Source organism: Protofrankia sp. CiP1_Cm_nod2, assembly GCF_920664355.1.
Lineage (GTDB): Bacteria > Actinomycetota > Actinomycetes > Frankiales > Frankiaceae > Protofrankia.
This window is the reverse complement of the sequence record NZ_CAKKTL010000110.1, coordinates 3,086-17,848: the sequence shown is the minus strand read 5'-3', so window position 1 is coordinate 17,848 and position 14,763 is coordinate 3,086. Positions and strand designations below refer to the sequence as shown.

Sequence of the window (14,763 nt, the reverse complement as noted above, 5' to 3'; positions counted from 1 at the left end):
GCCCCGGCCGCCGTGCCCGGGCCGGCCGCTCCGGTCGGGGCGGCCGGCCGCGGCGGAGAGCCCGGTGACGCCGGCGCGTCCGGCAGGTCCGCCGGGCTCAAGGCGTCGGTGACGTCGGCAGGGCCGGTGGGATCCGGCAGGCCCGCGAACTCCCCGGTCCGGGCCCGTTCGGCGAGGTACCGGCTGAACCGCCTGGTGATCGTCTCGTGCATGCTCGCGACGTCGTCCTGCCCGTCGGCCCCGCGGATGGCGAACCGCCGGTACTCCGACTTGCGCGCCAGCCCGTCCTCGAAGACGACCATGCTGGCGACGACCTCGGTGCCCTGCAGGTTGGAGATGTCGAACGACTCGATCCGCAGCGGCGGGTCGGCGAGGCCCAGGGCGTCGGAGAGCTCCGACAGCGCCCGGCTGCGGGCGGAGAGGTCGCTGGCCCGGCGCGTGCGGTGCAGGGCGAACGCCTGCCTGGCGTTGTGCTCGACGGTCTCCATCAGGGTGCGCTTGTCCCCGCGCCGGGGGACCCGCAGGTCGACCCGGCCGCCGCGGGCGATGCCGAGCAGGTCCGCGACCACGTCCGCGTCCGGTGGGAGTTCCGGGACGAGCACCTCCCGCGGGATCTCGTTCGTCACCCGCGTGCCCACCCGGCCCGCGCCCGCCCGGCTCGTATCAGGGCCCGCGGCCTGGTCTGTGGCCTGGCCCGCCGGCCTGTCCGCCCCGGCGGACGGCGTGCCCGCGTTGTCGGAGAGGTACTCCTGGGTGAGGAACTGCTCGACCAGCTCCCCCGTCGTCAGATCCTCGATCTTGTCCACGACCCAGCCGCGCTGGCCCCGGACCCGGCCGTCACGTACATAGAAGATCTGCACGGCGGCTTCGAGCTCGTCCTGGGCGAACGCGATGATGTCGGCGTCGGTGCCGTCGGGCAGGACGACCGCCTGTTTCTCCATCGCCCGGCGCAGCGCGCCGATGTCGTCGCGCAGCCGGGCCGCCTGTTCGTACCGCTGGTCGGCCGCGGCCGCGGCCATCTCACGTTCGAGCTTGCGGATGTAGCGGCCGGTCTGCCCGGACATGAAGTCGCAGAAATCCTCGACGATGCGACGGTGCTCGACGGCGTCGACCCGGCCGACGCACGGCGCCGAGCAGCGGTCGATGTAGCCGAGCAGGCAGGGCCGGCCGATGCGGGCAGCCTGTTTGAACACCCCCGTGCTGCACGTGCGCGCCGGAAAGACGCGCAGGAGCAGGTCGAGCGTCTCCCGGATGGCCCACGCGTGGGGGTAGGGGCCGAAGTAGCGGACGCCGGGGCGCTTGGCGCCGCGCATCACCTGCAGGCGCGGGAACTGCTCGTACAGGGTGACGGCGAGGCTCGGGTAGCTCTTGTCGTCCCGGTATCGGACGTTGAAGCGGGGATCGAACTCCTTGATCCACGTGTACTCGAGCTGCAGGGCCTCGACCTCGGTCGATACGACGGTCCAGTCGACCGAACTCGCGGTCGTCACCATGTGCTGGGTGCGGGGGTGCAGGTTGTGGATGTCGGTGAAGTAGTTCGACAGCCGGGCGCGCAGGTTCTTCGCCTTGCCCACGTAGACCACCCGGCCGTGCTCGTCGAAGAACCGGTACACCCCCGGGGTCTCCGGAACCGATCCCGGCGCGGGACGGTAGGACGCCGGATCAGCCATGAACCGAGCCTACGGCGAGCCGGATCGGCACAGAACAACGCCTCCACGTAACCATTTCACCACGCTGAGCACTTAACTGTGCGGGGTGGCCGTGACCTGGTGCGCGAGCGCACCCCGCGGTGAACGTGAGCAGGCATATCTCACAGCTCGCGGACACCCGCTCACCGCGCCCGCCGGGAAGCAACGCCAGGGCCCATGCTCGAAGACCATGAGCGGTGTGCGAAGCATGATCCGTCGGACGCTCGGCGGCGGATGGGTGTGGTGGGCCGGCCGTGAGCGCGCCTCTCACCAGCCGGGCGGGGCCTGGCCGGCCGGGCATGGCCGGCGGGGCGACGCGCGGACAGCGGAACAGGGCCGATATGATCGACGCAGCCGGCCGGCCCTGTACGGCCGGCGGAGCCGACAGACGCCTTCCCCACGACATCGAGATGACGACCTCCCCGGCCAGGGTCCCGCAATGTCGGCGCCGGCCTTGTCCCAGCTGGTCCCGAACAGATCCCGCCACGCTTTCCGGGTGGCGTCTTGCCTGACTGGCTGTCACCCTCGATACCGCGGTGCACAGCGTCGCAGGACGACGAAGGAGGCACGACGGATGCAGGTGGAGGACGTGACCACCGAGTTGGTCGTCGATGACGCACCTTCCCGCGGGCGGCTGACCGTGCTGCAGGTGAACTGGCGACGGGCCGACCCCCTCGCGGTGACGTTGGAGCTCATCTCCCGGCCCGATCACCCCGCGCTGCCCCGCGGGACGTGGGTGGTACTGCGGGACGCGCTGCGGGCCGGGCTGGACGTGCCCACCGGCACCGGCGACGTGCGGATCACCCCCGAGCCCGAGCGCGGCTGTATCCGCCTCGACCTGACCGCCGGTGAGCTGCGCTCCGCCGTCCGGCTGAGCATGGACGCCGCTCGGGCGTTCCTCGACGCGACCGAACGGGTCGTTCCCCGCGGGCAGGAAGGCACCGCCGAGGAGCTGGACACCGTCCTCGCGAACCTGCTGGAGAACTGACCCCCCGCCCCCGCGGAGCCCTCCGTACCAGCCGCCCGTGACCTCGCGGACGGCTGGTGGCGGGCCCGCCGCGGGGGTTATCCCGCCACAGCATCCGCGGCGGGGCGCAGCGAGGTGCGTGGTGGCCGCTGGCCTGAGACGGCCCCCCGTGCGGCCGGGGTCTTCGCCGAGTTCGCCGAGGATGCTGCTGCCGCCGGGGGCAGCGCCGCCGCGTCGTGCTGGGCCGTGTCGAGGCGCTGCCCGAGGATCTCCCGCAGGAAGAGGCCGGTGTGGCTCTCCGCGGCCGCGGCGACCGTCTCGGGCGGCCCCTCGGCGACCACCCGGCCGCCGCCGGTGCCGCCCTCCGGCCCCATGTCGATGATCCAGTCAGCGGTCTTGATGACGTCCAGGTTGTGCTCGATGACGATCACCGTGTTGCCGGCGTCCACCAGCCGGCCGAGGACCCCGAGCAGCTTGCGGATGTCCTCGAAGTGCAGCCCGGTGGTGGGCTCGTCCAGGACGTAGACGGTGCGCCCGGTGGAGCGTCGCTGGAGTTCGGCGGCGAGCTTGACCCGCTGCGCCTCGCCGCCGGACAGCGTCGGCGCCGGCTGCCCGAGGCGGACGTAGCCCAGGCCCACGTCGTCGAGGGTGCGTAGATGCCGGGCGATCGCGGGGACGGCGGCGAAGAACTCCGCGGCCTCCTCGATCGGCATGTCGAGGACCTCGGCGATGCTGCGGTTCTTGTAGTGGACCTCCAACGTCTCCCGGTTGTACCGGGCGCCCTGGCAGACCTCGCACGGCACGTACACGTCCGGCAGGAAGTTCATCTCGATCTTGATGGTACCGTCGCCGGCGCAGGCCTCGCACCGGCCGCCCTTGACGTTGAACGAGAAGCGCCCGGGCAGGTAGCCGCGGACCTTGGCCTCGGTGGTCTCGGCGAACAGCCGCCGGATGTGGTCGAAGACACCGGTGTAGGTGGCCGGGTTCGAGCGCGGGGTGCGCCCGATCGGCGACTGGTCGACCCGGACGGCCTTGTCGAGATGCTCGACACCGGTGACGGTGCGGTGCCGGCCCGGCACCTCCCGGGCGCCGTTGAGCCTGTTCGCGAGCACCGTGGCCAGGATGTCGTTGACCAGCGTCGACTTGCCCGAGCCGGAGACGCCGGTGACCGCGACGAAGCAGCCGAGCGGGAACGACACCGTCACCTCGCGCAGGTTGTGCTCCCGGGCGGCGTGGACGGTCAGCGCCCGGCCCCTGGCCGGCGGACGCCGGATGCCGGGCACCGGGATCTCCCGGCGGCCGGACAGGTACGCCCCGGTCAGCGAGGCCTCCGCGGACAGCAGCGCGTCCACCGAGCCGGAGACGACGACCTTCCCGCCGTGCTCCCCGGCGCCGGGGCCGATGTCGACGACCCAGTCGGCGGCCCGGATCGTGTCCTCGTCGTGCTCGACGACGATCAGGGTGTTGCCGAGGTCCCGCAGCCGTACCAGGGTCTGGATGAGGCGGCGGTTGTCCCGCTGGTGCAGCCCGATCGAGGGCTCGTCGAGCACGTAGAGGACGCCGACCAGCCCGGAGCCGATCTGGGTGGCGAGCCGGATCCGCTGCGCCTCACCGCCGGCCAGGGTGCCGGCGGCCCGGTCCAGCGAGAGGTAGTCGAGGCCGACGTCGAGCAGGAACGCCAGCCGCGCGTCGATCTCCTTGAGCACCCGGCCGGCGATCGTGCGCTCCCGCTCGGTGAGCTCGAGGGTGCGCAGGAACGCGGCGCACTCCCCGATGGCCATGCCGGCGATCTCGGCGATCGACCGGCCGCCCAGCGTCACCGCCAGCGATTCGGGCTTGAGCCGGGCGCCGCGGCAGGCCGAGCAGGCGACATCGCGCATGTAGCCCTCGTAGCGCTCCCGGCTGCTGTCGGACTCGGCCTCGCGGTGGCGGCGCTGGAGGAAGGCGACGACGCCCTCGAAGGCCGTGTAGTACTGGCGGGAGCGGCCGTAGCGGTTGGTGTAGGAGACCTGGACCTCGGTCTCGCCCCGCCCGTACAGCACCGCCTTGCGGGCCCGTTCCGGCAGCCCCTCCCAGGGGATGTCCATCCGGAAGCCGAGGTCGGCGGCGAGGGCCTCGAGCAGCCGGGTGAAGTACTCCTTGTTGTGGCCGGCCGACCAGGGGGCGACCGCGCCGGCCGCCAGCGACAGCGACGGGTCGGGGACGACCAGGTCGGGGTCGACCTCCTTGCGGGTGCCCAGGCCCGAGCACTGCGCGCAGGCGCCGTACGGGGAGTTGAAGGAGAACGACCGCGGCTCGAGCTCCTCGAACGACAGGTCGTCGTAGAGGCAGGCCAGGTGCTCGGAGTACATCCGCTCCCGGTCGGGGCCGGCGGGGTCCCGGTCGACGAAGTCGATCAGCGCCAGGCCGCCGCCGAGGCCGAGGGCGGTCTCGACGGAGTCCGTCAGCCGCTGTTTGGCGGACGCCTTCACCGCCAGCCGGTCGACCACCACCTCGATGGTGTGCTTGCGCTGCTTCTCCAGCTTCGGCACGTCGGTGAGCGCGTGGACGCCGCCGTCGACGCGTACCCGGGCGAAGCCCTTGGCCTGCAGCTCCGCGAACAGGTCGACGTACTCGCCCTTGCGCCCCCGCACGAGGGGGGCCAGCACCTGGAACCGGGTGCCCGCGGGCAGCTCGAGCAGGCGGTCGACGATCTGCTGCGGGGTCTGCCGGGAGATCGGCCGGCCGCATGTCGGGCAGTGCGGCCGGCCCGCCCGCGCGAACAGCAGCCGCAGGTAGTCGTACACCTCGGTGATCGTCCCGACGGTGGAGCGGGGGTTGCGCGAGGTCGACTTCTGGTCGATGGAGACCGCCGGTGACAGGCCCTCGATGAAGTCGACGTCGGGCTTGTCCATCTGGCCGAGGAACTGGCGGGCGTAGGCCGACAGCGACTCGACGTACCGCCGCTGCCCCTCGGCGAAGATCGTGTCGAACGCGAGGCTGGACTTGCCCGAACCCGACAGGCCGGTGAAGACGATCAGCGAGTCCCGCGGCAGGTCGAGGTCGACGTCACGCAGGTTGTGCTCTCGCGCGCCGCGCACGACGAGACGGTCTGCCATCGTGGGAATCCTTCGCGCTCTGCTCTTGAGGATGGGGCTCTCGAGTACGGGACCAGGCTCGGGGCCAGGCCAAGCGTGGGGCTTGGGACCAGGGACCGGCCGTGCCACGGCCGGACGTGGCATCCGCCGCGCCTGCCATGCTACGGACCGGCTCCGACAGTTCCGGAACGGAGGATGCCGGAGCGCAGGATGATGAAACCCGCACAACCGACAGCCGGCGAGGGATGATGGGACACGAGATCAACGGCGACGGCTACACCGGCGCGGTACGTGTCGGTGGGCCGGCGGACGTCCGGACGCTGCCCGGACTGGTCATTTCCAAGGTCGCGGTCGGCCCGATGGACAACAACGCCTACCTGCTGCGATGTGCCGCGACGGGCGAACAGCTCCTGATCGACGCCGCGAACGAGCCCGGCACGCTGCTGGCCCTCGCCGGCGACGGCGGCCTTGCGACCGTGGTGACCAGCCATCGCCACGGCGACCACGTGCAGGCGCTGTCCGCGGTGGTCGCGGCCACCGGCGCGCGCACGGTGGCGCATCCCGACGACGCCGGCGCCATCCCGGTGGCGACCACGGCCCTGGTGCGCGACGGCGACGAGGTGACCGTCGGCGAGGTCACCCTGCGGGTCATCCACCTGGTCGGGCACACCGCCGGCTCCATCGCGCTGCTCCACGGCGCCGGCACCGCGGCGCCGCACCTGTTCACCGGCGACTGCCTGTTCCCCGGCGGCCCGGGCGCCACGTTCGGGGATCCCGTCGCGTTCAGATCCCTCATGGACGACCTGGAGAGCAAGGTCTTCGGCCCGCTGCCCGACACCACCTGGATCTACCCGGGGCACGGCCACGACACCATCCTCGGCGCGGAACGCCCCCACCTCGCCGAATGGCGTGCCCGCGGCTGGTGACCGGCCACCCCGCCTTCGGCGAACGAGAATCGGTGGTGTGGCGGAACCGGACCGGGGGGCGGGCCAGGCGTTCGCGGGCAGGACCCCGTGGCCGGGCGGCCGGTCGCCGCTGCGGGAGTTCCTGCGCACCGAGACCGGCGGTGCCGCGGTCCTGCTGGCGGCGACGCTCGCCGCCCTGATCTGGGTGAACGTCGCCGCCGCGTCGTACGAGACGGTCTGGGGAACCGAGCTGTCGATCGGGATCGGCCGCTGGGGCGTCGCGCAGGACCTGCGGGAATGGGTCACCAACGGGCTGATGGCGCTTTTCTTCTTCGTCGTCGGGCTGGAGACCCGGCGCGAGTTCGACATAGGCGAACTGCGGGAACGACGCCGCCTCGCCCTGCCCGTCATGGCCTGTCTGGCCGGGATGGCCGTACCCGTCCTGATCTACCTGGCGGTCAACGCGGGGGAACCGTCCGCGCGCGGCTGGGGGATCACGATGTCCACCGACACCGCCTTCGCCCTGGGTGTGCTCGCCGTCGTCGGGCCACGCTTCCCCGAGCGGCTGCGGACGTTCCTCCTGACGCTCACCGTCGTCGACGACGTCGTCGCACTCGTCGTCATCGCCGTCTTCTACAGCGAGGACGTCGTCTGGGGCGCGCTCGCCACCGGGCTCGGCATCTTCGCGGTGATACTCGCGGCGCGGGCGGCGGGCATGCGCTCCGGTGCGGGATACGCCGCGCTGGGGCTCGCGGCCTGGGCCGCGCTGTTGCGCTCCGGGATCGACCCGATCGTCATCGGGCTCGCGATGGGCCTGCTGACCTACGCCCACCCGGCGGGGCGCGGCGACCTGGAGCGCGCCACCGACCTGTTCCTGTCGTTCCGCGAGCAGCCGACACCGGAACTCGCCCGCAGGGCCCGGGTCGGCGTCTGGTACGCGATCTCGCCGAACGACCGCCTCCAGCAGATCTTCCACCCGTGGACGAGCTACCTTGTCGTCCCGCTGTTCGCGCTGGCGAACGCCGGGGTCGAGATCAGCGGCGACGTCCTCGGCCGCGCGCTGCACTCACCCGTGACGCTCGGCGTCGTCGCCGGCTACCTGCTCGGCAAACCGGTGGGCATCGTCGGCTCGGTGTGGCTGGTCAGGGCGGTCACCCACGGCCGGGTGCGCCTGCCCGTCGGCTGGGACGCGATCACCGGTGCCGGGGTGCTCGCCGGGATCGGCTTCACCGTGCCGCTGCTGATCGCGACGATGGCGTTCACCGGCGAGCGCCTCGCGGAGGCGAAGATCGGTATTCTGATGGCGGCGCTCGCCGCGTCCGTGCTCTCCTGGATCGTCTTCCAGGTGGCGGGCATGTTGCCGGCGCGGATGCGGGCCCGCGCCGAACGCGGCGTATCCGAGGTCATCATCGACCTCGCCGAGCCCGTCGACCCGGGGCGCGACCGGATCCGGGGGCCGCTCGACGCCCCGGTGACCCTCGTCGAATACGGCGACTTCGAGTGTCCCTACTGCGGCCGGGCCGAGGCCGTCGTCCGCGAGCTGCTCGCGGATTTCGGCGATCTGCGCTATGTCTGGCGGCACCTGCCGCTGACGAAGGTGCACCCCCATGCCGAGTACGCGGCCATCGCGGTCGAGGCCGCGGCCGAGCAGGGCGCGTTCTGGGAGATGCACGACCTGCTCTTCGATCACCAGTCGGCCCTCACGGTCAGAGATCTGCTGCGGTACGCGGGCGAGCTGGGGCTCGACCTCGAGCGGTTCCGGGCCGACCTGCGCGCCAGGGCCGGTGCCGACCGGGTCGAGCGCGACATCGCCTCCGCCGACGTCAGCGACGTCTCGGGAACACCGACGTTCTTCATCAACGGCCGGCGCCACCACGGCGCCTACGACGCCGCGACCCTCACCCTGGCCATAACGGCCGCCCGCCAGACAGCCAGGCAGTGACGAACAGTGACGGAAAGCCCGGAGCGGCCGTAGGAGCGGCCGTAACCGCAGCCAGCCCAGCCACTGTCGCCTCGGACACAGAGACGGGCCCTTCACCATGCCGTTGCGGCAGAGTATCCAACCGGAGCGGAGCATCCTCCAGGCGGGCCCGTGGACGGGCCGCGCGGGCGGTGGGTGCGACACTCGGGCGGTCTCGGGGCGCCTGTGGCGGCCCGGGGAACTAGCCTGGTGGCCATGTCCGCATCCCGGCTGATCCGTATTGGTACCCGTTCCTCCCCGATGGCCCTTGCCCAGGCCGAGCGGGTCCGCGCGGAGCTGACAGCCCGCAGTCCCGGTCTCACCGCCGAGATCGTGCCCATCACCACCAGCGGGGACAGGTGGACGGGCCCGCTGTCCGCGCTCGGTGGCAAGGGCGCCTTCACCAAGGAGGTCGACGAGGCACTGCTCGCCGGCCGCGCCGATCTCGCCGTGCACTGTATGAAGGACGTCCCCGGGGACCGCCCGGTCCCGGCCGGCACCGTCTTCGCCGCCTACCTGCCCCGGGACGACATCCGCGACGCCCTGATCCACCCCGGCGGCCGCACCCTGGACGAGCTGCCCGTCGGCGCCCGGGTCGGTACCTCCGCCGTGCGCCGGATCGCCCAGCTCGCCCAGTCCCACCCGCATCTGGAGACCGTGCCGATCCGCGGCAACGCCAACACCCGGCTGGCCCGGCTGGACGCCGGCGCGGCCGACGCGCTGCTGCTGGCCGTCTCCGGCCTGGAACGCATCGGCCAGGCGGGCCGCATCACCGAGATCCTCTCGGTGGAGGCGATGTGCCCGCCGATCGGCGCCGGCGTGCTCGGCTTGCAGTGCCGCGAGGACGACACCGACACCGCCGAGCTCGTCGCCGGCATGGACGACCTCGACGCCCGGCGGCAGGTCAGCGCCGAGCGCATGCTCCTGCACGTCCTGCAGGGCCACTGCAACTCGCCGATCGCCGGGCACGCCCACACCGAGCCCGACGGGCGGCTGTCCCTGCGGGCGAAGGTGTTCAGCCCCGACGGCAAGACCGTCCTGGACGCCCACGAGTGGGGCCCCGGCGCGGACCCGACGACCCTGGGGGCGTCGGTCGCGGTGGCGCTGCTCCGCCAGGGCGCCCAGGACCTCCTGAACGCCATCCCGCACTGAACGGACCGGAAGGAGAGGCCCGTTCAGTGCGGCCGCCGGGCCGCGGGCCCGGCGGTCAGGTGCCGAGCTCGCCTCGCTGCCATGCCCGCACCCGGCTGATCGTCCCGATCGCGCGGGTCCCGGCGGCGTGCGGGCGGACCGCGCCGATCCACCGGTCGGCCTTCGCCGACAGCGCCCCGGTACGGCGGCGCAGCGAGATGGTGACGGCCTCCTCGACGAGTTCGGCCGACCGTTCCAGGTCGAGGCGCCCACCGCTGAGGACGAGCGCGGTGGCCAGCGTGAAGCGGACACCTGACGACCAGCCGGGCATGTCGACCGCGTCGAAGACAGGCACACAGCACCGGTAGAGACTCTCGGCACGGCGGACCCGGCCGACGAGCGCGTTCGCGGTCAGCGCCCGCTCCTTGGCGTCCGCCGGATGGTAGCTGGTGAAGAACAGCCCGGGCATGCCCTGCTCGGCGGCGGGCAGCGCGCCGGCCGCCGCCAGGGCGTCGTCGGTCTGCTGCTCGACGATGTCCGGGTGCGCTCCGGCCAGCGCGTTGGCCTGTACCTGCCGGGCCAGCAGCGCGGCGGCGACAGGGCCCTCGGGACAGCGCCGCAGCCCGTCCATGATCATTTGCAGGGCCTCCGTGGGCCGGCCCGCCTCCATCGCGATCGCAGCCTGCTTCCGGCGGGCCGAACCGATCATGATCCGGTCGTGGGACGCCACCGCCATCCGGTAGGCGCTGTCGGCGATACGTTGCGCCGTGTGCAGGTCGCCGGCCATGGCGGCCAGGTCCGAGCGGGTGATGGCGATCCTGGCGGCGAGCCCGTCGAACACCATGGCCTGCGTCCGGCTCGGGTTGCGGCCGGCGCGCAGCGCCGCGGCCCTGGACTCGATGGCCCGGGCGATCTCGCTGGACTCCGCCGGCGGGCGCATGTTCACCTCGACGAGGAGCACGCCGAGCTCCTCGTCGAGCTCGTGCACTCCTGACTCGAAGTCGTCACTGAACGGCGGGGTCACAGGATCTCCGGCAGGAACGGCTGGCCTCCCGTGCGGGAGCCTGGAGCCGTCCACGCGGACGTCCGCCTCCTGTGCGCCTGCAGCGTCCGGCTGCGGCACCGGCTTGTCCAAGAGTCGTTACTCCTTGTGTCTGACAGTGATGTCATAGGTGCGATAGCGACCGGACAAGCCTCCCATGAGTGAACTATTGGGCGCCAAAACAATCATCTGATCTTGCGGATAGCACCGGTTGCACAATAAAGATCAAATTGCAGAGAGGTGTCGTCAACAATGTTGACTACACTGTAGTCTCCCTGAGAAGATCCCGGCAGGACGCCGACACGGCCGATCCCGGACAGTCCAGGCCCGCCTCGACCGGGCCGCCCGATCCCGAAGGAAGACGCCACGGCGATGGAGACCGCGCAGCCCCGCCACACCCGCACCCCTCGCGGCACGCTGTCCCGGCAGCTCCTCCTCGACACCGCGATGGAGATCGTCGACATCGGCGGGGTCGGCGGCTTCAGCATGCGGGCCCTGGGCGCGCGCCTGAACATCGACCCGACCGCCGTCTACCGGCACTTCCGGACCAAGAACGAGCTGCTGGAGGCGCTCGCCGACCGGGTCGTGCGCGGCGACGAGCCCCTCCCCCACACCGGCGATCCCCGGGCCGACCTCAGGGAGACCTTCGCGCAGCTGCGCGGATCGCTGCTGCGGCATCCGACGCTCGCGCCCATCGTGCTGCGCCGCCCGCCCGGCGGGGAGGCCAGCTGGGAACGGACCAACCACGCGATCGGCCTGCTACGGGAGGCGGGCCTGCCCGACCGCCAGGCCTCCGACGCCTACACGACCCTGCTCTTCTACACGCTCGGGCACGCCCTGACCGAGGCCCGGCACACCGCGGCGACCATCGCCAGAAAAGGACCGGACGCCACCGTGACACCGATCACCGCGATCGCTTCGTCAGCGTCCCGCTATCCACACCTCGCCGCGGCCGCCGACCATCTCGCCACGGACATGCAGGAGCAGTTCCACGACGGCATCACCCTCATCCTGTCCGCCCTGGCGATCTGACCGGGCCTCCTGCCGGGCCTCCCGGCGGATCAGCGGCGGTATCCGGACCGGCCGGCAGGCCCGGATCGTCCGGGCTGTCCGACAGCGACGGGACCCAGCGCAGGCGGACGAGCTGGCGGGCCGCGGTGACAGCCTGGTCGGCGTACCGCTCGTAGTACCGGGACAGCAAGGCGAGGTCCACCGCCTGCTGGATGCCGTGGGGCCAGCCGGGGTCGGTGAGGGCGGCCATCAGCCGCCGGTGGATGCGGTCGATGGGCTCGTCGCCCGCGGTGACCTGCCAGGCGGCGGCCGCCGGGTCGTCGGCGCAGATCGCGGTGGCCAGGCTGCTCGCCTGCTCGGCGCACAGCCGGCCGAGCTGGCTGAGGGTGGGACGCAGCCCGACCGGGACCACGACGGCGGGTGCCCGCAGGTCGGCGGTGGCGGCGATGTGGCCGGCGAGCTCGGCCATCCGCTGCACCGCCGCGGCGGTGCGCAGCCCGGCCACGACCAGGTGCAGGTCCCCGGCGACCGGGTTCTGCCGGGCCAGCAGCAGCACCAGGTCCTCGTCGAGGTCCTGACAGCAGTCACGCAGGCAGGCCACCGCGGCGTGCACACCGGCGGTGTCGGCCCGCCCGGTCACCGCGGTGGTCGCGTCGAGGACGATCTGACTGGTCTGCTCGGCAAGGTCACCCAGCATGATCCGCAGACGCCGCAGCGCCTCCGTGTACTCCAGTCGGCGCGGTTCGGGAACGTCCATACCCCCCATCGTCCACTGTGTGCCCGCATACATACAGCCGCACACGCACAGTCGTCGCGGTATCCGCCCGCCACGATCCGAGTCACTCCGAGGAGCCACCCGATCGGTCACGAAGAGCAACCATGCTCAGCGTGCGGCGTAGCCACCCGCAGTCCCGCTACAACCACGGCTCCCGGAGACGGGACGGCCAAGCCAAAAAAACAAAATCAAAACACTGGTTGAACAACCATCGGACGCCTGAAACCGTGAAGCACGGCAAAGCACACCGGAAGCAGGTGCCCACCCACCGGACGACAGCCGGCCAGTCAAAAACCGCGCGACCGTTTCTCCGCACCGTCGGCCTCCACCGAATCGACAGGGACGATCCGCCGGGCCGGGCCGGGCCGGAACCGGTATCCGGTGCGCTACGTGGCATAGTGCTGACCATGGGAATGATACGGGGGAGTCATGATTCCGTTTTTTGACGGCGTAGGCGCTGTTCTCACCCTGCTCCACTCCCTCGCCGTCGATCCCGCGCGACGCCGGTCGGCGCCACTGGTATGCCTGGTCGCCGGCCCGGACAGCGGCCCCTGGCTCACCGAGGTGCGCCAGCGCGTACGCTGGTCCCCGTCGCCGGTGATCCCGCGCGCCTATCTCGACCTGGCGCCGGAAGGCCGCCGGCACTCGACTTCTCCGCCCCTTCCCAGGCCGGACGGCCAGCCGCATGTACTGCCGGTGCTCCAGGCACTCGCCGACCAGCTGGAAACGCAGACGTCCGGCCTGGGATGCCGTTTCCGTACGTACGTGTTCGCGGACTGGCTGACCCGGCAGCAACTCGCTCCTCTTCCCCCTGGCAAAACCCGGAAAGAGGTACTCGGCGAACGCCTGCGGGCCAAGCTCGCGGGCGCCCACAACGGCGCCAACCCACTGCTGGACGGCCTGTCCGGCCTGACCCGGCTGCTGCTGGCCGTGCTCATCATCGTCGGGCCGAGGGCCCGGTTCCGGCTCTGGCAGTCCGGATATATTCCCGTGCCAGGCCTGGTCCGCACCCGCTGGTTCATGAGACAGCGGCTGTTTCCCGCGGAGAACGGGGAGGGATTCGCTTCTTTCGCCGTCCGTCTCGCCGCGGACACCCACCGCGTTCCCGAGGAGGAGGCCCAGCGGGAACATCTGCTGGTCGACGCCTTTCTCCACGACCTGCGGGCCGTCTACCGGCGCCGGTTCTGGCGGCTATGGGCGTGGCGGCGCACCGCCCGGGTCCTGGCTCTCATCGACAACATCGCCGACGACCCGCAGGGCGAGCGGCTCCTGGACATGATCATCACCGTCCGCGACAGCACCCGGAAGAACGACCCCCTCCTGCTGGTCGCCGGCTACCAGGCCGACACCATCCCGCAGCCGCCCCCGCAGCCTCTCCTGTCCGCCGCCAACGCGGCGGACGCGCTCGACGCCTGGAACACTGCCGAGCCACCCAGCGGCGCGGACTGGCGGCTGTGGCTACGGATACCCGCCTTCGCGTCAGCACCGCCGTCCGAGGAGACGGTCGGACCACATGCCAGGGGATGGGGGCAGCACCTGTCCGCGCCAAAGCCTCCGCTATGGGCGCGCCGATGGGCGCTGCGTTCGCTCGCGGTCGTGCTCCTGGCGGCCGTGGTCCTCGGGATTCTCCGGTACGGCACCCACGTATTCGATCATGACGGCTGCTGGTCGCGAACGGGTGTCTCGGTGTCCTGGGTCAACGGCCAGTGCGTCGGCTACAGCGACGGCAGCTACCGGTTCAACGCCGGGAGAAAATCGATTTCCGGCGACCGTCTGCTCGCCGTGCAACAGGAGATCGCTAGGCAGAACCGGTGCGCGGTGAAACTCGCCGCTCTGTCACCGGGTAATATTCCGTACACGCTCATGACGCTGGTCTACTTTGCCGGCCTCACCGGGGAGACCGAAACCGACTGGACCGCGGCACAGGTCGCGGAGCTGGAAGGGCTGTTGACCTGGCAGCACACGCTGAACCAGAAACAGGACATTCCGGAGTGCGGGACGTTAGGAGCTGATTCGTCCGTCCCGAGGATGGCGCTGCGCGTCCTCATCGCCAACGGCGGCAGTCACATGAGGTACGCCGACCTGGTAGCGCGCGATCATCTCGTGCCGCTGGCCGCCCGTCCCCGGGAAAAAGTGCTCGGCGTCATCGGCATGGACCGGAGCAACATGGACACCGGCCGGGCCGTCGCCACACTCGGGAACGCCCG

At 71.6% G+C, this 14,763-nt stretch carries 9 protein-coding genes and 1 pseudogene; 6 read left to right on the top strand and 4 right to left on the bottom strand.

The genetic code is table 11. The annotated features are described in order from the left end of the window. Window positions 1–1,670 (bottom strand): excinuclease ABC subunit UvrC (gene uvrC / locus NBW84_RS13690; RefSeq protein ID WP_250285113.1); only part of this gene is annotated, 1,670 nt, incomplete at its 3' end. Between the two features lie 592 nt (window positions 1,671–2,262). Between uvrC and NBW84_RS13685 the strand changes: the two genes are divergently transcribed. After that, window positions 2,263–2,676, top strand: a complete 414-nt coding sequence (locus tag NBW84_RS13685; protein WP_250285112.1) for an SsgA family sporulation/cell division regulator — start codon at window positions 2,263–2,265, stop codon at window positions 2,674–2,676. Between the two features lie 77 nt (window positions 2,677–2,753). On the opposite strand, the gene uvrA is transcribed toward NBW84_RS13685, so the two are convergent. Then, on the bottom strand, window positions 2,754–5,753 hold the full coding sequence (uvrA, locus tag NBW84_RS13680; RefSeq protein ID WP_250285111.1) for an excinuclease ABC subunit UvrA: 3,000 nt from the start codon (window positions 5,751–5,753) through the stop codon (window positions 2,754–2,756). Between the two features lie 227 nt (window positions 5,754–5,980). On the opposite strand from uvrA, the gene NBW84_RS13675 reads away from it, so the two are divergent. The 3 genes from NBW84_RS13675 (at window position 5,981) to hemC (ending at window position 9,749) form a co-directional block, all read left to right on the top strand. Next, on the top strand, window positions 5,981–6,658 hold the full coding sequence (locus tag NBW84_RS13675; protein WP_250285115.1) for an MBL fold metallo-hydrolase: 678 nt from the start codon (window positions 5,981–5,983) through the stop codon (window positions 6,656–6,658). Between the two features lie 37 nt (window positions 6,659–6,695). Then, a complete protein-coding gene (nhaA, locus tag NBW84_RS13670; protein WP_250285110.1) occupies window positions 6,696–8,579 on the top strand; it encodes a Na+/H+ antiporter NhaA in 1,884 nt (627 codons plus the stop codon). 234 nt (window positions 8,580–8,813) lie between these two features. Beyond that, on the top strand, window positions 8,814–9,749 hold the full coding sequence (hemC, locus tag NBW84_RS13665) for a hydroxymethylbilane synthase (RefSeq protein WP_250285114.1): 936 nt from the start codon (window positions 8,814–8,816) through the stop codon (window positions 9,747–9,749). A gap of 55 nt (window positions 9,750–9,804) precedes the next feature. On the opposite strand, the gene NBW84_RS13660 is transcribed toward hemC, so the two are convergent. Continuing rightward, window positions 9,805–10,752 (bottom strand): hypothetical protein, encoded by a 948-nt coding sequence (locus tag NBW84_RS13660; RefSeq protein ID WP_250285109.1) that lies wholly within the window; start codon window positions 10,750–10,752, stop codon window positions 9,805–9,807. A 390-nt stretch (window positions 10,753–11,142) separates the two neighbouring features. Here NBW84_RS13660 and NBW84_RS13655 point away from each other — a divergent pair, with 390 nt between their 5' ends. Next, window positions 11,143–11,802: a TetR/AcrR family transcriptional regulator C-terminal domain-containing protein gene (locus tag NBW84_RS13655; RefSeq protein WP_250285108.1), complete on the top strand. Its 660-nt coding sequence runs from the start codon at window positions 11,143–11,145 to the stop codon at window positions 11,800–11,802. Here the strand turns inward: NBW84_RS13655 and NBW84_RS13650 are convergent. After that, a complete protein-coding gene (locus NBW84_RS13650; RefSeq protein ID WP_250285107.1) occupies window positions 11,777–12,538 on the bottom strand; it encodes a phosphate signaling complex PhoU family protein in 762 nt (253 codons plus the stop codon). The two genes, NBW84_RS13655 and NBW84_RS13650, sit on opposite strands and share 26 nt — an antisense overlap. Before the next feature lie 447 nt (window positions 12,539–12,985). Here NBW84_RS13650 and NBW84_RS13645 point away from each other — a divergent pair. Next, a pseudogene (locus NBW84_RS13645) lies at window positions 12,986–14,763 on the top strand (hypothetical protein); the annotation flags it as partial.

Coding starts and splice junctions, on each gene's coding strand:
- NBW84_RS13655 (WP_250285108.1), top strand. CDS start 11,143: ATGGAGACCGCGCAGCCCCGCCACACCCGCACCCCTCGCGGCACGCTG.
- NBW84_RS13685 (WP_250285112.1), top strand. CDS start 2,263: ATGCAGGTGGAGGACGTGACCACCGAGTTGGTCGTCGATGACGCACCT.
- NBW84_RS13650 (WP_250285107.1), bottom strand. CDS start 12,538: ATGGACGTTCCCGAACCGCGCCGACTGGAGTACACGGAGGCGCTGCGG.
- hemC (WP_250285114.1), top strand. CDS start 8,814: ATGTCCGCATCCCGGCTGATCCGTATTGGTACCCGTTCCTCCCCGATG.
- uvrA (WP_250285111.1), bottom strand. CDS start 5,753: ATGGCAGACCGTCTCGTCGTGCGCGGCGCGCGAGAGCACAACCTGCGT.
- NBW84_RS13675 (WP_250285115.1), top strand. CDS start 5,981: ATGGGACACGAGATCAACGGCGACGGCTACACCGGCGCGGTACGTGTC.